A 25,860-nucleotide genomic window follows, 5' to 3' on the forward strand; every position below is an offset into this window, starting at 1 on the left:
ACAGCGATTACGCTCCTCAGCGGAGCGAGTAGATGTTCGATTCGTACGTCTCGCGCACTCTGTCGCCCCAATTGTGGGTGTACGTGTCGATGATGTCGCCAGCGACGTCGCCGCGGAGGTACTTGACGATGCCGCGGTCGCCGGTCCGGTCCCGGAGGTGGGTGGTGAAAAAGTGCCTGAAGTAGTGCGGCGTGACGTTCTCCTCGCGGTCGCCGCCCGCCCGGTACCACCCGGCGTCGGCGGCGTGAGAGGTGACGACGTGATGGACGGCGTCGGGTTCCAGTCGTTGGCCCCAGCCCGATGCGGTGCCGACGAAAAGCGGCTCCGCCGGCGACGGCGAATCCGGTCGAATCGCCAGCCAGCGCAGGAGGACGCCTTCCAACTCCTCGTCGACCGGGACCACCGTCGACCGCTTTCGCTTGTTCGAGGCGGTCCGCGCTTCGCCGTTGGTGACGCTTCCGACGCTCGGGTCGGCGGCGACGTATATCGACGGCCCGCGTCCGTCGAGGGCGGCGCGGGTCGATACACGGGACAGGGGTGTATCCACTGACAACGACACGTCTCGAAGGTCGAGATTGCACAGTTCGCCGACGCGCATCCCGGTCTTGAGGAGGGTGACCACCAGCGCGTGGTCCAGCGGATGGGCGATTTCGCGGACGAACTCCCGCATCTGGGGGACCGAAAGCTCCCGACGGGCGGGGTTGGTGTCGATGCGCTCGTCCATCTCCTCCATCACGAGGCTCATCGGATTTGAGTCGAACGCGCCGACCTGCGCCATGTAGGCGTAAAATCGGTGGAGGTAGGAGGCGTACGTCGCCACGGTGCTCGGCGCGACGTCGCGGTTTCGCAGGGTGTGTATCCACGCCATGCAGTCGCGGTGGGTCGCGTCGTCGACCGACCGAGCGGTCCCGGAGGGGTTCCGCGAGGGGTCGCCGAGGAAGGACTCGAACGCCCGGAGGACGCGCTCGTAGGCGTCGCGGGTCCGGTCGGTCTTCCCGTGGTAGGTCATATCCTGCAGGAAGTAGCCGACCGGGTCCTCCGCGTCGGTGGGGCGCTCAGCGGCCATCGCGCTCCGCCAGCGTGTAGCCGCCGTGTCGCCCGCTGTACACGACTCGGCCGCTCGATTGCAGTTCCTGCAGCGTCGATTCGAGGCGGTCTTCGATGTCGTCGGTCAGCGCCGAAACGAGGTCGTCCCACGACCGGTGAGAATCGACCGCGAGCGCCTCGACGATTCGGGCCTCGAACTGGCCGTTATTTTCACCTTCATCGTCTTGATTTGAACCTCCGTTCTGGAGCCCCGTTTCCACCCCGTCAACCCCGGGGGTTGTGGCCGTCTCATCGCCTCTCGCCGGAACGTCGAAATCGCGCCGACCGGCCTGTACCATCGTTCTGACAAATTCGCTCTGGCTCATCCCGAGTCGGTCCGCGTGGTCCTTCCAGATGGCCTTCTGGTGGGCCGGAAGGTAGGTTTGCACCGTCGCGCGGTCGGCCTCGTCGCTCATGGACGGGTTGACACGGGGGTCGATATTCAATCTACCGGCACAGTCCAGAATAAGAGAAGTTATCCTGAGTAGTACATGCGAATTTCTCGCGGTGAAATTGAGTTATCCTGAATTGTGCAATCGCATTTTCGGCGGTTTGCATGTAGTATTCGGGATATTAGAATACCTCGGAGAACGCCGATTTCGGACGTTTCGAGCGAATCTGAGACTCGACCAATTTTCCGTTGCTTTCAATAGGTCGAATTTTACACAATAGCTTCCCATTTCTGTGATGACAACCCATTTTTGGATGGCATTCCTTGCATCGTTTACCCCCGGAGTAACACATGGAAGAACCACTTACACGAGTTTCGTTATTTCACTTCTTAATTTACTGAATTATTATAGAAACGGATACCGCTGGGCTTAGACTCTCTTTTATTTCTTTACAGTAATTTATGAAATATTCTAGACATAATTTCTGACTATTTTCTAGGAAATATATTTGCGAGACGACGCACTATCTGTGTTCTCTCGAACGGGTATATTTCGACCAGAAATGACTCGATATCTTTTCGATTATATCCATTATCGAACGCTGAATATATGTCGTCGGACGGTCCTTCGTTTCGGAATAAATTCAGCTGTGATTATATTGATGTCACTACGTAGAATTCTCCCGGAGTGTTGTCTGATTCGAACACGCAACTACCGGGGTGACGCCGTTCCGAATTCGCTCGAAGACGAACCTAACCGAGGTCTTTGCCGGCCCGATTCGTTCTCTTTTGACGCCTTCACAGCCCTCGTCTTCGCGGTGAGCCAGCAACTCAGGACGTGCTCCCCATCTCAGGTGAAGCGGCGCTTGACGGCGCTGTGGCCGTTCTGACGGACTCGCGTGAATCCCGAGTTTCGGTGGCTTGCTTTCGGTCGGATTCGACGAACCACTCGCTCGGCGACGATGACCGTTCGAGCGAATCACCTCCCCGACCGCCGACTCGTCGAGCTGACCGTCTCGAATTTCGAATGCGACGCCGCACTCCGTCTGCACGACCGGACTCGCGGCCGCGTCCCCGCAACCGTTGTACTTCCGACGCGATACGAACCACCGAGCCGCGAGCGACGCGGCTGTCGCTCTGTGATGCTGACGTAGATTTCAGCACTATCGACTCTTGGAACTCAGACGTTCCACGTCAGCGTTCTCAGTCATCAACTCTCTCGATATCTCGGTCCCTCTGTCGAGTCGTCGCTTGTCCGATCCGAGACTCGTATATCGTATTTCGCTATACACAACCTCGGTTCTCGGGCTCAACCGATTTCGGAAAATTCGACGTCCTGTCGAACCCAGCCGATTCGCGTCGGAGGTGTCGGGACAGCCGTGCGCTGGCGGCTCTTCCTCGGCGTGCTACGCCTCGACTCGCTCTATCAGTTCGGGGCCGTCGTTGGCGGGGCTGTTCACCCGCGTCGAGACGGGGTAGGCCGCGAGTTCGTCGTCGGGGTAGGTGTCGAGGAGCGCCGCCGCCTCGTCGGGGTCGCCGTGGAGCCACGTCTCTTCTTCCTCGGGGTCGAGGACGACGGCCATCCGGTGATGTAGCTCGGAGATGAGGTCGTTCGGCTCGGTCGTGACGACGGTGAACGTCTCAAGCGGCTCCTGTTCGCGCGAGGGGCCGCCGCTTCCGAAGTCGCCGAGGCCGGTCTGTTTGGTCGGCGGCGTCCACCGCTCCCAGAGGCCGGCCATGGCGAACGGGCGGTCGTCATCGAAGGCGACGCGGTAGGGCTGTTTTCGCCCGCCGCGGTCGACCCACTCGTAGAAGCCGTCCGAGGGAACGAGACACCGGCGGGCCTCGTAGGCGTCGGCGAAACTCCGCTTCTCCCGGACGGTCTCCGCGCGGGCGTTGATTCGGTCGTTGCCGACGCTGGCGCTGTCGGCCCACGAGGGGACGAGCCCCCACTTGAGAAAGCGGAACTCGTCGTCCGCTTCGTTGGTCACGACCGGGAGTTCCTGGCCGGGCGCGCAGTTGTACCGCGCCGAAAGCGGGCGCGTCGGCGTCGCGTCGAACCGCGCTTCGAGTTCCTCGGGCGGGGTGAACAGCGTGTAGCGGCCGCACATACCCCCGGCTTCGGGCCCTGCGGGTAAAACGCCCGCGGCGGGAGCGTCCGGGTGCGTGCCGGGAGCGCGGCCGCCGACCCACGACGACGCATTTAGGGTCGCCGACGCCCCCCTGTCGGACATGCGAATCGAGAACAGCTTCATCCCCGTCCGCGGCGTGGGCGAGCGGACGGAGCGGAACCTCTGGCGGGCCGGGTCGACCCACTGGGACGAGTTCGACGCCTCGCTCGTCGGCGCGAAGACGGGCGACCGAATCGAGACGTTCATCGCGGACGCGTACGCCCACCTCGACGACGGCAACTCGCGGTTCTTCGACGACTGCTTCCCCTCGGGCGAGCGCTGGCGACTGTACGAGAACTTCCGCGACGAGACGTGCTTTTTCGACATCGAGACGACCGGCCTCTCGCCCGAGCGCGACTCGGTGACGACCGTCTCGTTCTATCAGGACGGCGAGACGACGACGCTCGTCAGCGGGGAGGACCTGACCGCCGACGCCCTCCGCGAGCAGTTCGCCGACGCGAAACTCATCGCGACGTTCAACGGCGCGCGCTTCGACGTGCCGTTCCTCGAGACCTCGTTCGACGTCTCCGTCGACGTGCCGCACGTCGACTTGATGTATCCGTGCCGAACGCTCGACCTCACGGGCGGACTGAAGCAAATCGAGAAAGACGTGGGTATCGACCGCGACCGCCCGGACATCTCCGGCCGCGACGCCGTCCGCCTCTGGCGCGAGTACGAGCGCGGCGACCAGTCGTCGCTCGATACGCTCGTGTCGTACAACCGCGAGGACGCGGTCAACCTCGAACGCCTCATGGAGACGGTCACCGGCCGTCTCCACGACCGCGCCTGCGAGGGACTCGACGCCGAACTCGCCTGAATCGGTCGCCGAGGCGTGTTCGCGGCCGTATTCGGTGAGGGTCGACGACCCGCGAGCGCGTGCCGGAACCCCGCGCTTTTTTCATCCCCCGAAGCGACGCGCCGCACATGACCGACGACCCCGACGCCGACGCCGAGGCGGACGACCCCGCCGATTCGACCCCGCCGTCCGAGGATGCGACCGAACCGACCGACGGCGACGAGCCGGGCGACGCGGAAGCGACCGTCGAAGCGGCGGACGGCGGCACGGACGAGCGCGACAACGGCAACGGCAACGGCGACGATACCGTCCCGCACGTCGAACTCGATCTCTACGAACTCTCCGTCCGCGTCAGCGGGCAGTCGAGCGACGAACTCGACGACGTGGAAGCGTCGGCGACCCGCCTCATGGACTACCTCGTCGACCACGCGAAAGAACTGGAAGACCAGCCTGATAGCCGCGGACTGAGCTAACACCGGCCCTTGCACGCCACGTTTTTGGCAAACCTAAAAGTTCAAGAGTGACGGTCGATAACCCCGTCCAATGACCGAGTACACCTTCGACGACCTCGCGGTCGTGATGGGGACGTACAACGAAGAACAGGCCATCGGGTCCGTTCTGGCGGACATCGACCGAATCACCGACGGGCGCGCCGAGGTCGTCTGCGTGGACGGTTCCGACGACCGAACGCCCGAAATCGCCCGCAAGATGGGCGCGCGCGTCATCGAACAGGAACCGCAGGGGTACGGCGTCGCGGTCGAGGCCGCGGTGCTCGCGCCCGACCGGCCGGTCGTCGTCACCACCGACTGCGACGACACCTATCCGATGGAGTATCTGCCGAAGTTCCTCGACCTCATCAACGACGGCTACGACGTGGTCTCCGGGGACCGAATCACGAAGGGCGCGGAGACGATGCCCCGGCTCAACCGCGCGGGGAACATCGCATTCGCCCGCCTCGCCAGCTACCTCATGGGCGCGACCGTCCACGACACGACCACCGGGATGCGGGCGTACCGCCGGGAACTCCTCCACGACATCGAGTGGACCGAGAACACGGGGTTGTCGGCCGAACTCCTCATCCGCCCCGCGATGCGCGGCTACAAAATCGCCGAGGTGCCCATCCCCTACCGCGAGCGCGCCGGCGAGACGAAACTCGACCCCTTCGCCGGCGGTGCAGCCATCGGAAAGTCCATCGTCAAGGTCTGCCTGGAAGAGCGACTTCGGCTCTGAGCGGCCGTTTCGCTCGCTTTCTCCCTTCAGGCCCGACTCCGAACTGACGACCCGCGACGGTCGTGCGCATCGATACCTAACCGCACACTTCTCATAGGCGACTCGGTCGAATATCGGGTATGGATTCGACAACGAACCGACGCCGGGTTCTCGCCGCACTCGGTGCCGGTGTCGCTCTGTCCGGCTGTCTCGGAAGCGACCCGCCGGTCGCGGACGACGACGCGGGAGTCGATGACGCGTCCGAGCCCGCCGACACATCCGATTCCACCGCGGGCGAGTACTCGGGCCCGTTCGAGCTTCCGGTCCCCGAGGACGAACTGCGCCGCGGCGCGTCGAAAGACGCTATCCCGGCCATCACCGCCCCCGTCTTCGCGGCCGACTGGAGCGGGTTCGACGAGGTGGACGCGACGCTCGACGACGGGGACGAGGTGGTCGGCGTCGAACTCGACGGCGTCGCCCGCGCCTATCCGCTCGCGGTCCTGAACTGGCACGAAATCGTCAACGACGACTTCGACGGTCGTCCCGTGGTCGTGACCTACTGTCCGCTGTGCGGGAGCGCCGTCGTCGCCGACAGGCTCGCCGGCGGCGAGCCGACGTACTTCGGCGTCTCGGGCCTGCTTTGGATGTCCGACCTCGTGATGTACGACGACCGGACGAACTCGCTGTGGAGCCAGGTGCTCGCGACCGCGATTCGCGGGGAACTGACCGGCGAGACGCTGTCGCTTCTCCCCTCGACTATCTCGACGTGGGGCGAGTGGCGGGCGGCCCACCCCGAGACCGAGGTGTTGGTTCCGCCGCCGGTCTCCGGCACGATTCGCGGGCGGCAGACCCGCCGGTACGACGTGAACCCCTACGCGAGCTATCAGCAGTCGAGCGCCATCGGCATCGGCTTCAACGACGCGGCGGACGACCGACTGCACCCGAAAACGTCGGTCGTCGGCGTCGCCGCCGATGGTGTCGCCCGTGCTTACCCGCTCGACGCGGTCGAGCGCGCGGGCGTCGTCAACGACACCGTCGGCGGCCTCCCGGTCGTCGTGGCGGCCTCCGCCGAGGGAACCCTCGTCGCCTACGTCCGCCGGGTCGACGGCGACTCCGTCGAGTTCGAACGTGACGGGCCGGTTCTCGTCGCCGCCGGGTCGCGCTGGACCCTCCTCACCGGCCGGGCGCTCGACGGCCCCCACGAGGGGTCGGTCCTGACGCGGGCCAACGACCGCTCGCCGATGTTCTGGTTCGCGTGGGCAGACTTCAACCCGGAGACGGAGATTTACGGGGTAAAGAGCGCGACCGGCGAGGAGGAGTAGTCGTTCGCGCGGCGAGCGCGCGTGGTTCGAGGGCGATACGCGGAGAAACGGAGTTTCGGTCGTTCGGACGGCGGTTACGACGAGTTCAGGATGTCGCGGACGCGCCGGGGCTCGCCGGAGAGGGAGGGCTCCTTCTCGACGATTTTCAGCACCTCGTGGTCGGTCACGTCGGGGTAGGACTTCCCGATGGCCTCCTCGATGAGGGCCTTTTCGAGACGGAACTCCGTTCCCTCGTAGACCACGTCTACGCCGTCGTCGTCGAAAGAGAGAATCGTCATACCTGTCTTTGTTTTCCGCGAGTAGTTAAATACGCGTCGTCGTCGCGAAACCGGCGGCCCCCGTCGTGTCTGACGGTCGTCTTGCGGACGGTTTATTACGGCACGGGTGTTGGTTCGGAGCGTGTCACTGGGTACGGACCCGCTCGATGCGCTCGAAATTCCCGACGGGACGACGGTCGAGGAACACGACCTCGTCACCGACGGCGACGTCGTCGTCGGCGGGCAGAGCACCGTCGAGTTCGGCGTCCGCGGGCGGAACGTCCTCGCGGGCGAGCGCGTCACCTTCGGCGGCGATATCGAGGCCGAAGCCGACTGCCGACTCGACATGCTCGACGACGTGGCCGGCAACGTGCTCGTCGGCAACGACGCCTACCTCGGCGAGCGCGTCCACATCGCCGGCCGCCTGATGGTCTCGGGCGACCTCGACATCGGCGACGACGTCGACATCGAAGAGGGGTTCGAGGCCAACGGCTGGATCGTCATCCGCAACCCGATTCCGACGCTCGTGTTCTACTTTATCGTCCTCTCGCAGCTCCTCCGACTCGGCGAGGACGAGGCGGCCGACGAACTCGCCGAAACTCTCTCGGGCGAGTCGCCGCACGACCCGCTCGTGATTCCCCGGAACGCCACCGTCTCAGACGACGCGTGGCGCGTCTCGACGCCCGCGCACGTCGGCTCCGACTGCCGAATCCACGGCAACATTCGCGCGAAGTCCATCGACCTCGCCGAGGACAACAACGTCTTCGGGAGCCTCCGCGCCCGCGACGACATCGTCGTCGGGAGCGGAACGCGCATCCACGGCGACGTCACCACCCGAAACGGCGAGGTCCGCATCCACGAGGACGCTCGCGTCCTCGGCGACGTGTCCTGTAACGACCTCGTGCTCGAAGCCGGCGCGCACGTCGACGGCACGATGCGCGCCCGGGGCGAGATGCGCATCCACCGCGATAACCTCCCCCGCGAGGCCGAGTAACCGGAACCGGGTCGCCCGAGCGACCATGCCGCCCGTGCGCCGCGATAGCAACAGTCGCCGTTTGTGCTTACCCAACGATTAATCCCTCACGTGGTGAGTGTCGTCTATGGACAATCGACTGAAACTTCTCTCGGTCGCCCTCCTCGTCCTTCTCGCCGGGTGTACCGGCGGCGCGGCTGACGGCGGTGCGGGCGGGTCGGAGAGCGTCTCGCTCGCCGCCGATACCGGTGGCTCCGCCGAGGCCGAACAGGCGGGCGGCGACGACCTCCCGCAGGTCCAACGCCGGGCGGTCATCAAGAACGGCCAGATAGAACTGACCGTCGACGAGTTCAACGAGTCGCGCGACGCGGTCGAATCGACCGCCGAATCCTACGGCGGCTACGTCAGCGACTCCAACGAGTACGTCAACCGCCGGAGCGGCGGCACCTACCGCTCGGGCCAACTCGTCGTGCGGGTCCCCTCCGAGGACTTCTCGGCGTTCATGGCCGACATGAAGGACCTCGGTGAGGTCGAGCGCGTCGAGACGAACTCGCAGGACGTGACCGACCAACTGGTCGATATCGAAGCGCGGTTGAGCAATCTCCGCGCGCAGCGCGACCGCCTCCGCGAACTCTACGAGTCGGCTAACACGACCGAAGACGTGCTCGCGGTCGAAGAGCGCCTGACGGACGTCCAGACCGAAATCGAGCGGCTCGAAGCCCAGAAGCAGTCGCTCGAAGACCGGGTCGCGCTCTCGACCGTCCGCGTCTCGCTGTCGGAGCGGCCGCCCGGCCCGGCGCAGTGGTACGACACGCCGGTCTTACAGGCGTTCTCCGAGTCGGTCAACGGCGCGTTCGTCGCCCTTCGGGCGCTCGTCGTCGCCGTCGCCTACGCGGTCCCGTACCTCGTCGTCTTCGGCGGCCTCCTCGCGATTCTCGGGAGCGGGGTGGTGCTCGCCGGCCGCGCCGCCTACAGGCGACTGACGGACTAACTGTTCGCCGGCTTCTTTTCGTCGCTCGCGCCTCCTCGCACGCGAGCGTTTTTCCGCGTCCGCGACCATCGTCGAGCCATGCTCTCTCTCGCGTTAGCCGGCAAGCCGAACGCCGGCAAATCGACGTTCTACACGGCCTCGACGCTCGCCGAGGTCGACGTGGCGAACTACCCCTTCACGACTATCGACGCGAACCGCGGCGTCACGCACGCCCGCACCCGCTGTCCCTGTCTCGACCGCGACGAGCGCTGCGGCAACTGCGAGGACGGTATCCGCTACGTCGCCGTCGAACTCGTGGACGTGGCCGGGCTCGTCCCCGGCGCGCACGAGGGCCGCGGCCTCGGCAATCAGTTCCTCGACGAACTGACGAACGCGGACGCAATCGTCAACGTCGTCGACGCCTCTGGGGGAACGAACGCCGAGGGCGAACCCGTCGAAGTCGGGAGCTTCGACCCCGTCGAGGAGGTCGACTTCATCGAGGAGGAACTCGAACAGTGGCTCGCCGGCATCGTCCACAAGAACTGGGAGTCCGTGGTCCGCAAGTCGCGGTCGCCCGACTTCGACATGGACGACGCCCTCTCGGACCTCCTGACGGGCGTCGGCGCGAGCGAGTACGACATCGCCGCCGTCCTGCGCGACCTCGACTACTCGCCGAACCCCCAAGACTGGGACGACGAGGACCGCGTGGAACTCGCCCGCGCGATTCGCCGGCGGACCAAGCCCATCGTCCTCGTGGCCAACAAGGTCGACATCGCGCCCCCGGAGAACCTCGAACGACTCGCCGAGACCGGAAAGCCCGTCATCGCCGCCACCGCGGACGGCGAACTCGCCCTTCGGCGGGCCCGCGAGGCGGGCATCATCGACTACCACCCCGGCGACGACGACTTCGAACTCGTCGGCGACGTGAGCGGCGCACAGGAGAAGGGCCTCGAACGAATCCGCGACCTGATGGGCGAACACGGCGGCACCGGCACGCAGGAGGCCATCGACACCGCGGTCTACGACGTGCTCGACCGAATCACGGTCTACCCGGTCCAAAACGAGTCGAAGTGGACCGACGGCACGGGTAACGTCCTCCCCGACGCCTTCCTCCTTCCGCGGGGGTCGACGCCGCGGGACCTCGCGTACGCGGTCCACTCCGACATCGGCGACGGCTACCTCCACGCGGTCGACGCGCGAGCGAAACGCCGCATCGCCGAAGACCACGAACTCGAAGAGGGCGACGTCATCAAAATCGTCTCGACGGCGAAGTAACTGTCACAGATTCGTCTTTTCTGCGAATTTTGTCGCTCTTCTTGGGTCAGTACCTCGTCCACCACGCTACAGATAAACTAAATAACGCTATACAGAATTGGAATTCAGCAGCTCACCGGCGTACGACAGAGACTGGGGTCGAGAGTATCGTTCACCGGGGTGTGGCGGTCGCTCGTCCGGGTTTGCGCGATAAAAACAGAAGCCGCCGGTTCCTAACCGACTTCGGCTTAGAGGTCTTTGGCGACGCGGAGTTCCGTATCGGTGACCGTCGCCACCGACTCGGCGGGGACCTCGATGTCGTCGCCGTCGGCGTCGCCGAAGCCGAGGCCCTGCACGACCGCCTCGGCGATGTCTGGGTCGGGTTCGACGTACGCGATTTGGGCGTCCGTGTCGACTTCGGTCACGATTCCGATCTGTTCGGCTTCCTCGTCCATGAGGAACTTCCCTTCGTCGGCGGTCGAGAGAACTGACATCCGCCCAATCGTTAATTCCGAATGACATAATAACCTACGGCCCCGTACGAACGCTGATAGTTCCCGCCCGCGTACGGAACGCATGACAATCGGTTCACAGGTCTCCGAGGCCGACGCTCGCCGGCTCCCGCTGTCCGAGACGCGGGTGCTTCTCGGCGTCGGACTGGCGATTGCCCTCGTCGCCGGCCTCGTCTTCCGCGTCGTCGGCCAGCTCGTGTTAGTGCCCTCTCGTCCGTTGGTCACGGCCGTGGTGTTCGCGTTGACGGTGCCCGCGATGTGGGCGCTCGCGGTCGGGGTCTTCCGGTGGCGCGGGCTCTCCGGCGGCGCGAAACGGGAGGCCGCGGCGCTGCTCGTCGTCCCGGGTATGCTCGTCGACGCGGTCTCGACGGCGCTGTTCTCGCTCGTCTACCCGAACATGGGGCTCGAAGCCGCGGGGCTCTTCGGCGGGCTGTTGCTCCTGGCGTACGCGACGGTGCTGGTCGCGGGCTTCGTCGGTCAGTGACTCGGTTCGGGCTGACGTTCCCATCGTCGAGCCGCCGCTCGGCGACGGTGCGGCTCTCCTCTCTTCTGCTCAGTCACGCGCGACGACGCGAAAAATAGGGCGCGGAGCGGCGGTCGGATTCCGACTCGTCAGTCCGACTCCGACGAGGAGCCGAAGGCGGTCGGGACGCTCACGTCGGCGTGTTGCGAGAGGTAGTACGCGAGCGCGAACAGCGCGACGACGCCGATTCCGAGGAGCGCCAGCGAGCCCACGCCGTAGCCGCTCGCGAGGAACAGCCCCGTCGCGACGGCTCCGCAGAGGACGGCGTACGGAATCTGCGTGTTCACGTGGTCGACGTGGTCCGCGCCGGCGAACATCGACGAGAGGACCGTCGTGTCGCTGATGGGCGAACAGTGGTCACCGAACAGCGAGCCGGTGAGGATAGCGCCGATGGCACCGGGGAGCGGCGCGCCGAGCTGGTAGGCAAGCGGCACCGCGACGGGGAACATGATACTCATCGTTCCCCACGACGTGCCTATCGAGAACGAGATGATGGCCGCGGCGAGGAAGACGACCGCGGGCAGGATTTCTGGCGTGATGACGCCCTCGGCGACGCTGACGACGAACGCACCGACGCCGAGCGCCTGGCTGACGCTGCCGATGGTCCACGCCAGCGAGAGGACGGCCACGGGGAACATGACCATCTTGAATCCCTCGAAGATGGCGTCGCTGACGGCTTCGAGTTCGACGCGGGCGTGGCCGACGAGGATGGCGAGCAGCAGCGCGCACGCCGAGAAGACGCCCCAGAGGATGGCGTCGGCGGTGGCCGCATCCTTCAGCGCCTCGACGGGTGCGACGCCGGGCCAGCCGCCGGAGTACAGCAGGCCGAAGCCGGTGACGGCGACGAGCGCGACGATGGGCGCGGCGAAGTACCACCAGCGCGAGTCGACGTGGTCGGGCGTGACGATGTCCTCCTCGCGCGTCTCGATGAGGGGGTCGGCGTCGTCGCCGAGGAGCTTCCCCTCTTCTTTCGCGCGGCGCTCGGCGCGCTTCATCGGCCCGAAGTCCCAGTCCATCACGACGAGGATGAACACGAGCGCGACCGCGAGCAGGCTGTAGAAGCGGAACGGAATGCTCTGGAGGAACACCACGAAGGCGCTCTGGTCGATGCCGAGCGAGGCGAACTGCTCGCGGATGAGTCCGACCTCGAAGCCGACCCACGTCGAGACGACGGCGACGCTCACCACGGGCGAGGTGGTCGAATCGAGCAGGTACGCGAGCTTCTCGCGGCTGATGTCGAACTTGTCGGTGATGGGGCGCATCACCGAGCCCGTAATCATCGTGCTCGCGTAGGAGTCGACGAAGATGAGCATCCCGAGGACGCTCGTCCCCAACGCGGCCTGTTTCCGTGTCTTGATGCGGGCGATGATGCGCTGTGCGAGCGCGTTCATCCCGCCCGAGAGGAATATCATCCCGAGCATCGCGCCCGAGAGGAAGGTAAACAGGAGGAGTTTGCTGTTGAACGACTCGGTCACGTTGTTGATGACCAACTGGAGGGAGTACGCCGCCCCGCCGATGGGGTTCCATCCCACCAGGATGGTCGCACCGATCCAGATGCCGGTGAAAAGCGAGAGGAGCACCTGCCGACTGAGCAGCGTCAGCACGATTGCGAAGAGCGCCGGCAGCAGGCTGATGACTCCCTGCGTCTCTGCGGGCATGACAAACGTTTCGTCACCGGCTCCCGAATTTAAGGGTTTTCACTTCGAACGCCGAGAATAAGACGTATCGGATGCCGTGAGTTGTCGTAGTTCGGTCGACGAATCGTCCGATAACGGCCGTGAGCGAATTTCAGACGACCGCGTCGTACGCCTCGCCCATTATCTCGATGGCCTCGCGGAGCGACTCGGTGTCGGTCGCGTACGACAGGCGGGCGTAGCCGTGGCCGTGCTCGCCGAACGCCTCGCCGGGGACGATGATCACGCCGCGGTCGATGCACTCGTCGACGAAGCCCTCGGGAACCTCGGGCATGACGTAGAACGCGCCGCCCGGCGACGGGACGGTGAGGCCGATGTCCTCCAGCCCCTCGACGACGAGGTCGCGGCGCTCGCGGAACGTCTCGGTCATCTCCTCGATTCGGTCCTGCGGGCCGCTGAGCGCGGCTTCGGCAGCGAACTGCGCCGGCGCGGAGGCGCACGCCTGCACGTACTGGTGGACTCGGAGCATGCGCTCGACCCGGCGGGTAGAGCCGTACACCCAGCCCAGTCGCCAGCCGGTCATCGAAAAGAGCTTCGAGGCCGAGTTGACGACGACGACGTTGTCGGTCTCGGCGAACTCGATGGGCGAGCGGTGTTCGCCCTCGAAGACGGTGTACTCGTACACCTCGTCGGAGATGCAGAGCACGTCGTGCTCGTCGGCGATGCGGGCGAACTCGGCGATGTCGTCGGGCGGCGACACCGCGCCCGTCGGGTTGCCGGGGCTGTTGACGACGAACGCCGCGGTGTCCTCGGTGATGGCCTCTTCGACCGCCTCGGGGTCGAGCGTCAGGTCGTCGCGGAGGGGGACCGGCACCGGTTCGCCGCCGGCGAGTTTGGTGAGCGCGTCGTAGGAGACGAAGCCGGGGTCCGGGATGATGACCTCGTCGCCCTCGTTCACGTGCGCCTCGATGGCGATGTGGAGCGCCTCGCTCCCCCCGGCCGTGGCGATGACGTCGCCGGGGTCGAGGTCGACGCCCTGGTCGCGGCGGTGCTTCTCGGCGATTGCCTCGCGCAGGCTCGGGAGTCCCTTGTTCCCCGTGTAGCCGTCCGCCTCGCCGGCCTCGATGGCCTCGACGGCCGCCCGTCGCGCGTGGTCCGGGGCCGGGAAGTCTGGCTGGCCCAACCCGAGGTTGATAGCGTCTTCGCCAGCCGCCTCGAACACCTTGCGAATGCCGCTGATGGAGATGCGCTCCACCCGGTCGGAGAAGTGCGTCATATCCTATCCCGCGTCGCGGTTCGGGATAGTTCTTCCCACGCACGGTCGCGGCCGACCCGTCGGCTCCGTGACGTGACCGACGTACAGTAACGGATTTTACTGCCGCTATCTTGGAGGGGACAATTCAGGAGAACCGACTGTTTCAACCCCGAATGCGGCCGTGAGGTGGATTTTCATCGGTTCTCGCGCGTCATCTACCGCGTCTATCGTTACCGCGTACGCGCCCGGAATAAGGCGCTGATTCGTAACGATGGCAATGACAGAGGCACCACGCTCGACTTCACTCAGCCGTAGACGATTCCTGCAGGGCTCCGGCCTCGCCGCGACCGCCGGCCTCGCGGGCTGTCTCGGCGGGTCCGGCGGGAGCGGGCTGGACGAACTCAACGTCGCCTACATGCCCATCTACCCGGACATGCAGTACTTCGTGTTGGAAGAAGAGGGGCTGTTCGACCAGCTTTCGGTCCCGGTCGCGGGCAAGAAGTTCTCCGACGGTCCGAGCATCGTGCAGGCGTCGGCGACGGGCGACTTCGACGTGATGATGTTCGGCATCGTCCCGGCGATGATCGTCATGGACAAAGGCATTCCCGCGAAGATAACCGCGGCGAACATCAAGAACGCGATGGAGATTCTCGCCACCGACGAGTTCGCCGCGCTGTGGGCGGAACACGGCAAAGACGCCTTCGCCGAGTTCGAGGCGCAGCAGGGCCGCAAGTTCACGTTCGGCACGTTCCCGCCGGGGTCGGTTCCGGACATCTTGCTCCGCTACTGGATTCAGAACACGCTCGGGCTCGACCCCGAGGAGGACGTGAACATCAAGGGTCTCGGCGGCGCGGCCGCGGTCCAGCAGGCGCTCCTCTCGAACAACATCGACGGCACGAGCATCATGGAGCCCGTTCCGACGGTCATCGAGGCCAACGACGCGCCGTTCCAGCCCATCGCGTGGGCGGGCGACTTCATGCCCGGCCAGCCCGCGGCGGTCACGCTCATGCACGACCGCCTCCGGCAGGACAACCGCGACCTCGCCACGGAGTTCGTCGAACTCCACCAGCGGGCGACGAACTTCGTCGCCGACAACCCCGACACGGCCGCCCAGCACGCGAGTTCGGTCATCGGCGAGAGCGCGCTCCCGGTCGAGACCGCTCGCGCGGCGCTCGACTCCCCCGCGTCGGACTTCATCACCGACCCCCACGATATCGAAGGCGGCGCTGAAATCTTCGCCGACTACGCCCAGACGCTCGGGAAGACGGAAGCGCAGTTGACCGTCGACGAGATGTTCGATTACGGCATCTACGACTCGCTATGAGCAACGACGAAGTCGGCAGCGGCGTCGCCCTCTCGGAGACGGAGGCGGACGAGCGACTGCTCGACCGGCTCGCGGGGTTCTCCTCTGAACAGACGGGGCTCGCGGTCGCCGGCTTCGCGGGCTTTCTCGCCGTCTGGTACGTCGCCGCGCTGTTCCAGCCGACGTATCTGCTCCCCTCGCCCGTCGAGGTGCTGGCGGCGTTCGTCGTCGAACTCACCGCGCCGGCGTCGCTTTCGATTCCCTTCACCGGCGCGGAACTCCCGGCGACTCGACTGGTGGTCAAGCTGATTCAGAGCCTCTACCACTACGTGCCGGGCCTGCTCATCGGGACCTCGATCGGCGTCTTCGCGGGCGTCGCCATGGGCTGGAACACCCGCGTCGACAGCATCTTCACGCCCGTCACGCGCCTCCTCCGGCCGATTCCGCCGCTGGCGTGGATCGGCTTCGCCGTCATCTGGCTCGGCGTCAACCACCAGGGCGCGACGTTCATCGTCGCCATCGGCTCCTTCTGGATTAACTTCTACAGCGCCTACGGCGGCGTCGAGGGGGTCTCCGAGGACCTCAAAGAGGTCGCCGCGAGCCTCGGCGTCGACGACGACTGGACGATGATTCGGAAGGTCGTCATCCCGGCGGCCAGCCCCTCGATCATGACCGGCATCCGGACGAGCATCGGCCAGTGCTGGATGATCGTCGTCGCGGCCGAACTCATCGTCGGCGTCGGCGTCGGCTACGAGATTCTCAACACGGCGCAGAACCTCGCCATGGACGTGTCGGTCGCCTACATGCTCGTCATCAGCATCGTCTTCCTCGTGAGCGACGGCCTGTTCCGCCGGGTCGAACGGCGGGCGCTGGAGTGGAGAGCATGAGCGGGGACGCGAACGCGGGAGCCGACGCGACCGCGACCGACCCCGACGAGACCGCGACGGTCCGGGTCGATTCGCTCGGCAAGACCTACGCTTCCGACCGCCGGACGGTCGAGGCGCTGTCGGACGTCGAGTTCGCGGTCGAGGACGGCGAGTTCGTCTGTATCGTCGGTCCCTCCGGCTGCGGCAAGACGACGCTGTTCCGCATCATCGCCGGCCTCGAAGACGCCACGTCGGGCGCGGTCACCCTCGACGGCTCGCCCGTCACCGGCCCCGGCACCGACCGCGGCATGGTGTTTCAGGAGTACGGGCTGTTCCCGTGGCGAACCGTCGCCGAGAACGTCGCTTTCGGCCTCGAAGAACAGGGCGTCGAGGAGCCGGCGCGCTCGGAGCGCGTGACTGAGATGCTCGAACTCGTCGGTCTCGACGGCTTCGCCGACGCCTACCCGAAGGAGCTGTCCGGCGGGATGAAACAGCGGGTCGGCATCGCCCGCGCGCTCGCGGTCGACCCCGAACTGCTCCTCATGGACGAGCCGTTCGGCGCGGTCGACGCCCAGACCCGCGACATGCTCCACGGCGAACTGCTCGACATCTGGGCGGAGACGGACAAGACGGTGCTGTTCGTCACCCACGACGTCGAAGAGGCCGTCACGCTCGCCGACCGCGTGGTCGTCATGGCCGCCAACCCGGGCCGCGTCCGCGAAATCGTCTCGGTCGATATCGACCGTCCGCGCGAGCGGACCGAAAGCGAATTTGCAGAATACGTCGAGCGGATTCGCGGGCTGATAGGCGAGTAAGCTTTTCACCCTCGATTCGGTACCTCGGTTTATGATATCTAGACGACAGGTCATCGCTGGCGCAGTCGCCGGACTCGGTGGTATTGGCCTCGTCGGAAACGCGGTGTATCAAGAACTCAGGCCGAAGCTGTTGCTCTCGGTGATGAACTTCCACGACCAACCGCACTCCTTGACCGTGCAACTCGTTCGCCGAGGCGCCGACGAGTGGAGCGAAGGACTCGCATGGATGGAGTATATCGACATCGAGGCGCAACCCGAGGACGGAGACGTTCCGAGACTGAATTTTCCGGCGGTTGCTCCCGCTCGGCCGTACATCGTCCACATCGAAGCCCGGAGCAACAATATTGGCGACCGAGAGTTCACGTACCTGCCCGACTGTTCTGGGTACGACTCACCAACCCCCGGACTGTACATCGTCATCTCCACGGAGGGGGAGATTAAACTCAAAGGGACCGGGTGTAGCGATGATTCGCTGTGGTACTGAACTACTCCCGCGCCTCTCGCAACTCGTCGATGTGCGCGTCGATGACCGACAGCGTCGCGTCGGCGTCGACGTAGCCCTTCTCGTACTCCTTCATCGCGCTGTTGTAGTCGCTGAGGAACTGTGCGACCGCGTCGTCGAGGTCGTCGCTCATACACGTCCGTAGCCCCGCCATCGGATTTGAACCTTCGGCCCGCGGACGGCGGGACCGGAAGCGCACGGGACTCCGGCACGACCGCCGCACCGCGGGACCGTCGATTTATGACCGCGCCCCGCCAACGCGCCGGTAGTGACGACCCTCCGCTTCGAGGACGGAACGATTCACCTCGCTACCGACCTCGATATCTCGATTCCCGGCGTCGAAGCCGACCCCCGAAGCGGTGGCTATCGAGCCCCAGCGATGCGGTACGCCGCCATTCGAGACGAATTAGAGCGACGGGGAACCGAGTTCGAAGACACGCTCGCCCTCGACGCCCCCCTCTCGCTTTCGACGACCTACGACCTCCGCGACTACCAGCGCGCCGCGCTCGACGCGTGGCTCGACGCGGGCGGTCGCGGCGTCGTGGAACTGCCGACCGGCGCGGGCAAGACGGTGCTCGCGGTCGCCGCGATGGTCGCCCGCTCCGTGCCGACGCTCGTCGTCGTGCCGACCATCGATTTACAGGACCAGTGGATACGCGAACTCGAAACCGAGTTCGACGTGCCGGTCGGTCGGTTCGGCGGCGGCGAACAGACCCAAGAGGCCATCACGGTCTCGACGTACGACTCGGCGTACCTCCGCGCCGACGACGTGGGCGGCGACTTCGGTCTCGTCGTCTTCGACGAGGTCCACCACCTCGGCGGCGAGGGATACCAAGACATCCCGCGCTTTCTCGCCGCACCTTCCCGCCTCGGCCTGACGGCGACGTTCGAGCGCCCCGACGGCGCACACGAGCGCGTGGCGGAACTCGTCGGCCCGCGGGTGTACCGCCTCGACGTGGACGACTTGGCGGGCGACCACCTCGCCGACTACGAGGTCCGCCGAATCGAGGTGGAACTCACGGCCGACGAGCGCGAGACGTACGACGAGGCACAGGAGACGTTCGTGAACTACCTGCGCACCTCGGGGCTGTCGATGCAGTCGGGCAGCGACTACCAGAAACTCGTGATGCGCTCCGGGAACGACCCGAGAGCGCGGGCGGCGCTCCTCGCCAAGCAGCGCGCCCGCGACGTGATGATGAACTCCGAGGCGAAGGTGGACAAACTGGCTCGGTTGCTCGCGCGACACCGCGAGGACCGCGTCATCGTCTTCACCGCCTCGACCGACCTCGTCTACCGCATCTCGCGGCGCTTCCTCGTCCCGCCGATAACCAACGAGACCGGCACGAAAGAGCGCCGCGAAATCCTCGACCGCTTCCGCGACGGCACCTACGACACCGTCGTCGCGGCCAACGTGCTCGACGAGGGCGTGGACGTGCCCGACGCGAACGTCGGCATCCTCCTTTCGGGGTCGGGGTCGGAACGCGAGTTCACCCAGCGCCTCGGTCGCATCCTCCGACCGAAGGCCGACGGCGCGACCGCGACGCTCTACGAACTCGTGAGCGTCGAGACGGCGGAAGAACGGGTCGCGGCCCGGCGTCGGTGACGCGGGTCGGCACCGGCGGGAAAGCGGTCGCCTTCGGAGTCAGGCCAGCGAGACGTTCAGGTCGCCGTTGTTGGCGAAGGCGTCGTACTCGAACTCGAACTCGATTGCGAAGTCGGCGCTCCCGGCTGCCGGGACGGCGAGCTCCTGCGACCGGGTCGACTCCTCGTCGCGGACGCTGACGCGGGCTTCGACCGTGGCGATTCGCTCCGCCCCGCTGTCGTTGACGACCGTCCCGAAGACGCGGAGGCGGCCGTCGTCGGTCGCCTCGAAGTCGACCTCGGAGATACGAACCGGCGGTACCTCCGGGGTGTCTCGGGGCTCCCCTGCCGGTGCCTCGGGCGGGTTTCGCGGACCCGTCGCGCCCGGAAGCGACCCGAGACAGCCGGACGACAGGCCGACCGCGACCAGTCCGAGGAGGCGTCGTCGCTCCATACGATGGCGTCCGCCGCGGGCGCAATGAACCTTGTCGTCCGCGCCGTCGGCCGTGTCCGCCCGCGCCGTCGGCCGGTGTCCGCCCGCGCCGTCGCTCGCTTCTTGCCCACGCCGCCCGAGTCGTTTTTGTCCCGCGGTCCCGTCGTGGCGAGCGTGCTGACGAAGGACCTGCTTCGCGTGTCGCGGGCGGGCGGCGGCTACCACCCGCAGTTCGCCGACCGGGGAGACCGCCCGCTGGCCGCGAAGGCCATCGGCGTCTTCCGGCGACACGTCGGCGACGCGCGGGCCGACCTCGACCACGCCCTCGCGGACCTCGAAGCCGAGGCCGACGACTTCAAACTCGCCCGCGGCTTCGCGTCGCTGCTCGACCGCGAGGCGGTGTTCGAGACGGCGGCTCCCCTGCCGCCCGTTCGCGCCCGCCGCGCCGCGTTCGAGGCCGCGATGGCGGTCGGTGGCGTAACGACCGACGAGGAGCGAGCCGCGGCGCTCGACCGCGCGGCGTCCTCGCTCGGGTCGTCGCCCGAGGCGGTCGACGAGTCGCTCACGGCCGACCGCGAGGTCGAACAGGTGCTTTCCGAGTTCGACCCGCGGTGGACGCCCGACGAACTGCTCGCGCAGTACAACCTTTCGCTCGCCCAGACCGCCCTGTTCGACGCGACCGAGGTTCGGGTCCGAAGCTCCGACCCGAAGGCCGTCGTCTCGGCGGTCAAGCGCCTCCGCCTCATGTACGAGGTCCGGAAGACCGACGCCGGGCGCGAGGTCGTCGTCACCGGTCCCGACGCGCTCTTTCAGCGAACCAGACGCTACNGTCTCGGCGGTCAAGCGCCTCCGCCTCATGTACGAGGTCCGGAAGACCGACGCCGGGCGCGAGGTCGTCGTCACCGGTCCCGACGCGCTCTTTCAGCGAACCAGACGCTACGGAACCGCCTTCGCCCGCCTGCTTCGGTCGGTCGCAACCGCCGGCGACTGGCGACTCGTGGCGACCATCGACGACCGCGGGACGGAACGCGAACTGACGCTCACGAGCGAGGACGTGTCGGTCCCCGGCGTCGAGCCGATGGCCGAACCCGGCTTCGACAGCGACGTGGAGGCCGACTTCGCCGCCCGCTTCCGCGGCCTCGACCTCGACTGGTCGCTCGTCCGGGAGCCGGAGCCCCTCGAAACGGGGACGAGCGTGATGATTCCGGACTTCGCGTTCGACTACGCGCACGCCGACTTCCGCGTCTTCTTCGAGATTATGGGCTTTTGGACGCCCGAGTACGTCGAAAAGAAGCTGGGCCAACTCGCCGACGTGGAGGACGTGGAACTCGTCGTCGCCGTGGACGAGTCGCTCGGCGTCGGCGAGGACATCGCCGCCCGCGACCACCGCGCGGTCCCCTACTCCGGCTCCGTGCGCGTGAAGGACGTGGTGGACGTGCTGCGCGACTACGAGTCCGACCTCGTCGCCGACGCGGCCTCGTCGCTCCCCGCCGAACTCGCGCCGGACGACGACGTGGTCACCCTGTCCGACCTCGCGACGGCCCGCGGCGTCTCCGTCGACGCGCTCGCCGACGTGGTCTTCCCGGAACACGAGCTCGTCGGGCGGACCCTGGTTCGGCCCGCCGTCCTCGACGCGCTCGCCGGGGAAGTCGAGGCGGGGATGTCGCTGTCGGCGGTCGAGTCCGTCCTCGACGACCGCGGCCTCGACGACGCGAGCGCGGTCCTCTCGCGGCTCGGCTACCGGGTCGAGTGGGAGGGTCTGACCGGCGGAACGGTCAAAGAGAAGTAGTCTCGGGGGGCGACCTCGAACCGCTCAGTCGAGTTTGACGAGTTCTTCCTGCCGACCCTTCGGGACGGTCGAGCGGAGTTCCCCGTGGAGGTAGAGCCCGACGCCGAGCGGTTCGAGTTCGCCGGCGATTTCGTGGGCTGCGGTGAGGTAGCCCCAGTCGCCCTCCCATCGGTCGAGCTGTTGGTCGTGGCCGTCGACGAACGCCTTCGCCTCGCCGGGGCTCAGTTCGATGACGTTCTTCGTCGCGTCGCCGCAGAACCGCTGGACCGCGTTGGTCGAGGGCTTCCAGTGGCGCTGGCGGGTCCGGAGGATGCGCATTCCGAGCCCCTCGACTTTGATGGGGTCGACGACCTCGCCGTGGAACGCCCAAATCTTGCCCGCGCCCTTCTCCCAGAACGTGTAGCCGTCGAAGACCGCCGGGTCGACGCCGAACCGCTCTTCCCACCAGTCGACGACCTCCTCGCGGGAGGGCCGCCCCTCGACGACGCGGTCGTCGGGCGTCGGCGGCAGGCGGTCGAACTGCTGGCCCCAGTTCTCGTCGGGGGCGGTGTCGTCGCTCATGCGTTCACCTCCAGTTTGGCGGTGAAGAAGCCGCCCGTGTCGTTGTGGTGCGGGTAGACGCGGCGGGCCTTGGTCACCGACGGGTCGTACTCGTCGCCCTCCCACTCGGTGATGCCGGGCGCGGTCTCGAAGCCGTCGGGGACGTCCCACTCGACGACCTCGCAGTCCTCCCGTTCGAGGACGAAGTCGAGGATGGCCTCGTTCTCCTCGGGCGCGAAGGTACACGTGGAGTAGACGACGGTGCCGCCGGCTTTCGTCACCTGCACGGCGCGCCGGAGGATGCCCTTCTGGATGCCGGCGACGCTTTTGACGTGGTTCATCGTCCACTCGTCGAGCACGTCGGGGTTCTTCCGGCAGGTGCCCTCGCAGGAACAGGGGGCGTCGACGAGGACGCGGTCGAACTGCTCGAACGACCCGGACTTTTCGGGGGTCCGCTCCCCGAAGGGCTTCATCGAGAAGTTGCGGGCGTCCTGATTCGACACGACGAGGTTGGTCACGCCGAGGCGCTCGGCGTTGTGGCGGAGCGCCGACAGCCGACCGAGGTTGTTGTCGTTGCCGACGAGGACGCCCTCGTCGTCCATCATGGCGGCAATCTGGGTCGTCTTCGACCCCGGCGCGGCGCAGGTGTCCCAGACGCGCTCGCCCGGTTGCGGGTCGAGTGCGATAGCCGGGAGCGCCGACACCTCCTCTTGGCCGTGGAGCCAGCCGTGGAAGTACGGCCAGTTCGTCCCCGGACTGCTGTCTTCGAGCTTCAGGATGCCGGGGTGCCAGTCGGTCGGTTCGTAGGCGACGCCCTCGTCGTCGAGCGCCTCGCGGGCGCGCGCCACCGTCGTCTTGATGGTGTTGACGCGGACGACGGAGGGAAGCGGCCGCTCGCAGGCCGCGAAAAAGGCCTCCTCGTCGTCCACGAGCGGCGCGTACCGCTGGAGCGGGTTCATGACACTCGATTCCGCGGGGGCGCGCTTGTCGGTTTCGGAGTCGTCGGGTGACGAGCTCGGAGCCGCGGGGAGGCGACGCGGGACGGTTCACGGACGCGGACCCGTCCGTCGATAGCGACGCAGTCGCCCGTCGGATTTACTTCGTCCCGGCGACCATGTTCACGTATGGCACGCATTCGCGTCCTCGCGGAGGAACTCACCGACGAACTGGAGTCGCCGACGCTGGTCGAAGGACTGCCGGGCGTCGGGTTGGTCGGCAAAATTGCGGCCGACCACCTGGTGGAGGCGTTCGACATGACCCACTACGCGGACGTGTTCTGCGAGGGCGTCCCGAAGGTTGCGGTCTACATGAAGGACGACCCGACACTCCACCCGCCGGTCAGGCTCTACGCCGACGCCGAGCGGGACCTGCTCGTCCTCCAGAGCGACATCCCCATCCGACCCGACGCGGCGACCGAACTCGCCAGCTGTCTCGGCCCGTGGTTCGAAGACCTCGACGTGCTTCCCGTGTTCCTCTCGGGCATCGCCCACGAGAAGTCCGAGGGCGTGCCCGCGCTCTACGGCGTCGGCACCGACGGCGCGACGTCGCGGCTCGAAGACGCCGGCATCGACCGTCCGACGGAGACCGGCCTCGTCTCGGGACCGACGGGCGCGCTCCTGAGCAACGCCGTCTCGGTCGGCCGCCCGGCGCTCGCGTTGGTCGTCGAGTCGGACCCGCAGTTCCCGGACCCCGAGGCGGCCCGGGTCATCATCAAACACGGTATCGAACCGCTCGTCGGCGTCGAGGTCCCCGTGGACGATCTCGTGGACAGCGCCACCGAGATACGGCAGGCGAAAGAGCAGTTGGCCCGGCGGATGCAGCAGTCCGACGAGGAGAGCACGCAGGCCCGGCCGCTCGGGATGTACCAGTAAGGCCGCTGTCGGTCGGTGACGGCGGGTATCGACCCGCGCTGCCGCCCCACGGTGAGAAGCGTTTCGGCCGGCCCGCAGTCTACACGTTTAAGCCGCGCCGGCCACTTCTCCCGCCCATGAGCGACGACCCTGCCGAGTCGGCCACGGACGCGAACGCGGAATCCGAGCCCGACGCGGCACCCGACGCAGCGGCGCAGGCGGCCGAAGACGCGGCGACGGACGCCGAGGGCGAGGCGTCGAGCGCCGAGTCGGCGGCCGAGGACCCCGACGCGACGGGCGACGGGCCGGCCGTCTCCGACCGCGTCGCCGAGTACGACGACGACCTCGCGGCCGAGGTCGCGGCGCTCGAAGCCCGCGTCGCCGACCTCGAAGCCGAGCGCGACGAGGCCGAAGCGACGGCCGAGGAACTCCAGTCCCGCCTCAAGCGCACGCAGGCGGACTTCCAGAACTACAAGAAGCGCGCGAAGAAGCGACAGGACCAGATAAAAGAGCGCGCCACCGAGGACTTCGTCGAGCGCGTCGTCACCGTCCGCGACAACCTCGTCCGCGCGCTCGACCAGGACGAGGACGCCGACATCCGCGGCGGCCTCGAATCGACGCTCAAGGAGTTCGACCGCATCCTCGAAGACGAGAACGTCGAAATCATCGCCCCCGAACCGGGGACGGACGTGGACCCCAACCGCCACGAGGTGATGATGCGCGTCGACAGCGACGAGCCCGCGGACACCGTCGCCGACGTGTTCCAGCCCGGTTACGAGATGGCCGACAAGGTCATCCGCGCCGCGCAGATCACGGTCAGTAAGGGCGAGTAGTCGCGAGCGACGCGGCTGTCTCCCCGCGGCCGGCCACGGCGGCTTGACGCGTCGCCGACCCGGGGAGGACTTTTGTTCTCACCTCGCAATCACTACGGCATGCGACTTCGTTCCCGTCGGCGGCGGCCGACCGTGCGCGTCACCCAACACGGTGACCCCGGCGACGACGACCTGCTTTTCGTCCTCGGATGGGGCAACAAGCCGGGTCACCGGAGCGTCGAGTGGCTCCTCGACCGCCTCACCTACGAGGGCTACCACGTCCACGCCGTCGAACTCCCGACGAACGGCTGGGAGTTCGAGGGCCAGTACGTGAGCCCGGTGCGGGCGTACGCGGTCGACCGCGACATCGACCTCGTCCTCAGCCACAGCACCGGCGGCCTCGTCGCCGCCCACCTCGACCTCGCGGTCCGGAACGTCTTTTTGAGCCCGTGGTGGGGGACCGCGACCGCCGGCCTCGATGGCCTGCTGCTCCCCGTCGTCAGGCGGTTGCCGACGACGCGCCCGTTCGTCCCCGCGGGCATCTCTCGTACGGACCTCGGCGAACTGAAACTCGCCGCCGAACTGGCCGACGGCCCGGACAACGCCTCGCCCGCCTTCCTCCGCATGATTCACGGCGCGCAGGAGTCGCTGCCGCCGTTCCGTCCCGACGACGTGGTCTTCGTCTCGCTGTCGGACCGGGTCGTCGACGTTCGCGCAATCGGCGACCGGACCCCCGCGTCGAACCTCGTCCCGTACGACGGCGGCCACGAGTTCTTCGCCAGCGAGGGCAGGGAGCGGACGCTCTCGGTGGTGCTCGACGCCCTCGACGGAGCGGACCCGTCGTCGCTCCGACTCGGCGGTGCGGGCGCGCCCGGCTCCGACGACTCGACCGACGGAACGGAGCGACCGCAGTCGATGGACTGAGACGCCGTCGCCATCGACATCGACTCTGCCGGACGCGACGCTGGCGACGCGGTCGGCGGTTCTACATAAATCGACCGACCTGTTTCGACGCG

General features: G+C 66.8%; 28 protein-coding genes and 1 pseudogene. 18 read left to right on the forward strand and 11 right to left on the reverse strand.

Features of this window, described 5'->3' with window-relative positions:
- Positions 1-16: 16 nt before the first annotated feature.
- The 3 genes from C454_RS14300 to C454_RS14310 form a co-directional block, all read right to left on the reverse strand.
- Positions 17-1,066, reverse strand: coding sequence for a tyrosine-type recombinase/integrase (locus tag C454_RS14300; protein WP_004976750.1), 1,050 nt, complete (start codon positions 1,064-1,066; stop codon positions 17-19).
- Complete coding sequence (locus C454_RS14305) at positions 1,056-1,502, reverse strand: DUF5805 domain-containing protein (RefSeq protein WP_004976752.1); 447 nt, start codon at positions 1,500-1,502, stop codon at positions 1,056-1,058. Before C454_RS14305 ends, C454_RS14300 begins: the two co-directional genes overlap by 11 nt.
- Before the next feature lie 1,381 nt (positions 1,503-2,883).
- Entirely contained in the window at positions 2,884-3,588 is a 705-nt protein-coding gene (locus C454_RS14310) for an SOS response-associated peptidase (protein ID WP_004976762.1), read from the reverse strand.
- Between the two features lie 121 nt (positions 3,589-3,709).
- Here C454_RS14310 and C454_RS14315 point away from each other — a divergent pair, with 121 nt between their 5' ends.
- From C454_RS14315 to C454_RS14330, 4 genes are all read left to right on the forward strand, one after another.
- On the forward strand, positions 3,710-4,465 hold the full coding sequence (locus C454_RS14315; protein WP_004976764.1) for a ribonuclease H-like domain-containing protein: 756 nt from the start codon (positions 3,710-3,712) through the stop codon (positions 4,463-4,465).
- 107 nt (positions 4,466-4,572) lie between these two features.
- Positions 4,573-4,917 (forward strand): hypothetical protein, encoded by a 345-nt coding sequence (locus C454_RS14320; protein WP_004976768.1) that lies wholly within the window; start codon positions 4,573-4,575, stop codon positions 4,915-4,917.
- Positions 4,918-4,987: 70 nt separating this feature from the next.
- Positions 4,988-5,674, forward strand: coding sequence for a dolichyl-phosphate hexose transferase (locus C454_RS14325; protein WP_004976770.1), 687 nt, complete (start codon positions 4,988-4,990; stop codon positions 5,672-5,674).
- 119 nt (positions 5,675-5,793) lie between these two features.
- Positions 5,794-6,975 carry a DUF3179 domain-containing protein gene (locus C454_RS14330; protein ID WP_004976772.1) on the forward strand — a complete coding sequence of 394 codons (1,182 nt, stop codon included), beginning with the start codon at positions 5,794-5,796 and terminating at the stop codon, positions 6,973-6,975.
- A gap of 74 nt (positions 6,976-7,049) precedes the next feature.
- Here the strand turns inward: C454_RS14330 and C454_RS14335 are convergent, their stop codons facing one another.
- Entirely contained in the window at positions 7,050-7,253 is a 204-nt protein-coding gene (locus C454_RS14335; RefSeq protein WP_004976775.1) for a DUF5800 family protein, read from the reverse strand.
- 121 nt (positions 7,254-7,374) lie between these two features.
- Here C454_RS14335 and C454_RS14340 point away from each other — a divergent pair, with 121 nt between their 5' ends.
- The 3 genes from C454_RS14340 to C454_RS14350 all read left to right on the forward strand — a co-directional run bounded on the left by C454_RS14340 (position 7,375) and on the right by C454_RS14350 (position 10,450).
- Positions 7,375-8,226 carry a polymer-forming cytoskeletal protein gene (locus tag C454_RS14340; RefSeq protein ID WP_004976778.1) on the forward strand — a complete coding sequence of 284 codons (852 nt, stop codon included), beginning with the start codon at positions 7,375-7,377 and terminating at the stop codon, positions 8,224-8,226.
- 106 nt (positions 8,227-8,332) lie between these two features.
- On the forward strand, positions 8,333-9,196 hold the full coding sequence (locus C454_RS14345) for a DUF4349 domain-containing protein (RefSeq protein ID WP_004976781.1): 864 nt from the start codon (positions 8,333-8,335) through the stop codon (positions 9,194-9,196).
- A gap of 78 nt (positions 9,197-9,274) precedes the next feature.
- On the forward strand, positions 9,275-10,450 hold the full coding sequence (locus C454_RS14350) for a redox-regulated ATPase YchF (RefSeq protein WP_004976783.1): 1,176 nt from the start codon (positions 9,275-9,277) through the stop codon (positions 10,448-10,450).
- A gap of 227 nt (positions 10,451-10,677) precedes the next feature.
- Here the strand turns inward: C454_RS14350 and C454_RS14355 are convergent, their stop codons facing one another.
- Positions 10,678-10,923, reverse strand: coding sequence for a hypothetical protein (locus C454_RS14355; protein WP_004976785.1), 246 nt, complete (start codon positions 10,921-10,923; stop codon positions 10,678-10,680).
- A gap of 82 nt (positions 10,924-11,005) precedes the next feature.
- Between C454_RS14355 and C454_RS14360 the strand changes: the two genes are divergently transcribed.
- Positions 11,006-11,425, forward strand: a complete 420-nt coding sequence (locus C454_RS14360) for a DUF5367 family protein (RefSeq protein WP_004976788.1) — start codon at positions 11,006-11,008, stop codon at positions 11,423-11,425.
- A gap of 128 nt (positions 11,426-11,553) precedes the next feature.
- Here C454_RS14360 and C454_RS14365 read toward each other — a convergent pair whose 3' ends face one another.
- Positions 11,554-13,122 (reverse strand): Na+/H+ antiporter NhaC family protein, encoded by a 1,569-nt coding sequence (locus C454_RS14365; protein WP_004976792.1) that lies wholly within the window; start codon positions 13,120-13,122, stop codon positions 11,554-11,556.
- 130 nt (positions 13,123-13,252) lie between these two features.
- Positions 13,253-14,374: a pyridoxal phosphate-dependent aminotransferase gene (locus tag C454_RS14370; RefSeq protein ID WP_004976796.1), complete on the reverse strand. Its 1,122-nt coding sequence runs from the start codon at positions 14,372-14,374 to the stop codon at positions 13,253-13,255.
- A gap of 256 nt (positions 14,375-14,630) precedes the next feature.
- On the opposite strand from C454_RS14370, the gene C454_RS14375 reads away from it, so the two are divergent.
- From C454_RS14375 to C454_RS14390, 4 genes are read left to right on the forward strand one after another with little or no spacing between them, the layout of a single operon-like run.
- On the forward strand, positions 14,631-15,677 hold the full coding sequence (locus C454_RS14375) for an ABC transporter substrate-binding protein (protein ID WP_004976798.1): 1,047 nt from the start codon (positions 14,631-14,633) through the stop codon (positions 15,675-15,677).
- Positions 15,674-16,543 (forward strand): ABC transporter permease, encoded by an 870-nt coding sequence (locus tag C454_RS14380; RefSeq protein ID WP_004976801.1) that lies wholly within the window; start codon positions 15,674-15,676, stop codon positions 16,541-16,543. Before C454_RS14375 ends, C454_RS14380 begins: the two co-directional genes overlap by 4 nt.
- Positions 16,531-17,337 (forward strand): ABC transporter ATP-binding protein, encoded by an 807-nt coding sequence (locus tag C454_RS14385; RefSeq protein ID WP_004976803.1) that lies wholly within the window; start codon positions 16,531-16,533, stop codon positions 17,335-17,337. The genes C454_RS14380 and C454_RS14385 overlap by 13 nt, the downstream gene beginning before the upstream one ends.
- A gap of 31 nt (positions 17,338-17,368) precedes the next feature.
- Positions 17,369-17,821 carry a hypothetical protein gene (locus C454_RS14390; protein WP_004976806.1) on the forward strand — a complete coding sequence of 151 codons (453 nt, stop codon included), beginning with the start codon at positions 17,369-17,371 and terminating at the stop codon, positions 17,819-17,821.
- Between the two features lies 1 nt (position 17,822).
- Here the strand turns inward: C454_RS14390 and C454_RS20810 are convergent, their stop codons facing one another.
- Positions 17,823-17,972 carry a hypothetical protein gene (locus C454_RS20810; RefSeq protein WP_004970650.1) on the reverse strand — a complete coding sequence of 50 codons (150 nt, stop codon included), beginning with the start codon at positions 17,970-17,972 and terminating at the stop codon, positions 17,823-17,825.
- 135 nt (positions 17,973-18,107) lie between these two features.
- On the opposite strand from C454_RS20810, the gene C454_RS14395 reads away from it, so the two are divergent.
- Positions 18,108-19,442, forward strand: a complete 1,335-nt coding sequence (locus C454_RS14395) for a DEAD/DEAH box helicase (protein ID WP_004976807.1) — start codon at positions 18,108-18,110, stop codon at positions 19,440-19,442.
- Positions 19,443-19,481: 39 nt separating this feature from the next.
- On the opposite strand, the gene C454_RS14400 is transcribed toward C454_RS14395, so the two are convergent.
- Complete coding sequence (locus tag C454_RS14400) at positions 19,482-19,874, reverse strand: hypothetical protein (protein ID WP_049905210.1); 393 nt, start codon at positions 19,872-19,874, stop codon at positions 19,482-19,484.
- Between the two features lie 153 nt (positions 19,875-20,027).
- Between C454_RS14400 and C454_RS21265 the strand changes: the two are divergent.
- A pseudogene (locus tag C454_RS21265) lies at positions 20,028-20,669 on the forward strand (DUF790 family protein); the annotation flags it as partial.
- Between the two features lie 40 nt (positions 20,670-20,709).
- On the forward strand, positions 20,710-21,642 hold the full coding sequence (locus C454_RS21125; RefSeq protein WP_394324756.1) for a DUF790 family protein: 933 nt from the start codon (positions 20,710-20,712) through the stop codon (positions 21,640-21,642).
- 24 nt (positions 21,643-21,666) lie between these two features.
- On the opposite strand, the gene C454_RS14410 is transcribed toward C454_RS21125, so the two are convergent.
- Both C454_RS14410 and C454_RS14415 read right to left on the reverse strand, forming a co-directional pair.
- Positions 21,667-22,203, reverse strand: coding sequence for a DUF7122 family protein (locus C454_RS14410; RefSeq protein WP_004976811.1), 537 nt, complete (start codon positions 22,201-22,203; stop codon positions 21,667-21,669).
- Positions 22,200-23,141: an RsmB/NOP family class I SAM-dependent RNA methyltransferase gene (locus tag C454_RS14415; RefSeq protein WP_004976813.1), complete on the reverse strand. Its 942-nt coding sequence runs from the start codon at positions 23,139-23,141 to the stop codon at positions 22,200-22,202. The genes C454_RS14410 and C454_RS14415 overlap by 4 nt, the downstream gene beginning before the upstream one ends.
- Before the next feature lie 165 nt (positions 23,142-23,306).
- Between C454_RS14415 and C454_RS14420 the strand changes: the two genes are divergently transcribed.
- The 3 genes from C454_RS14420 to C454_RS14430 all read left to right on the forward strand — a co-directional run bounded on the left by C454_RS14420 (position 23,307) and on the right by C454_RS14430 (position 25,768).
- Positions 23,307-24,053: a proteasome assembly chaperone family protein gene (locus C454_RS14420; RefSeq protein ID WP_004976815.1), complete on the forward strand. Its 747-nt coding sequence runs from the start codon at positions 23,307-23,309 to the stop codon at positions 24,051-24,053.
- Positions 24,054-24,169: 116 nt separating this feature from the next.
- A complete protein-coding gene (locus tag C454_RS14425; protein WP_004976816.1) occupies positions 24,170-24,865 on the forward strand; it encodes a nucleotide exchange factor GrpE in 696 nt (231 codons plus the stop codon).
- A gap of 132 nt (positions 24,866-24,997) precedes the next feature.
- Entirely contained in the window at positions 24,998-25,768 is a 771-nt protein-coding gene (locus C454_RS14430) for an alpha/beta hydrolase (RefSeq protein WP_004976818.1), read from the forward strand.
- The last annotated feature ends 92 nt before the right edge of the window (positions 25,769-25,860 follow it).

It is taken from the genome of Haloferax gibbonsii ATCC 33959, from assembly GCF_000336775.1.
Taxonomy (GTDB): domain Archaea; phylum Halobacteriota; class Halobacteria; order Halobacteriales; family Haloferacaceae; genus Haloferax; species Haloferax gibbonsii.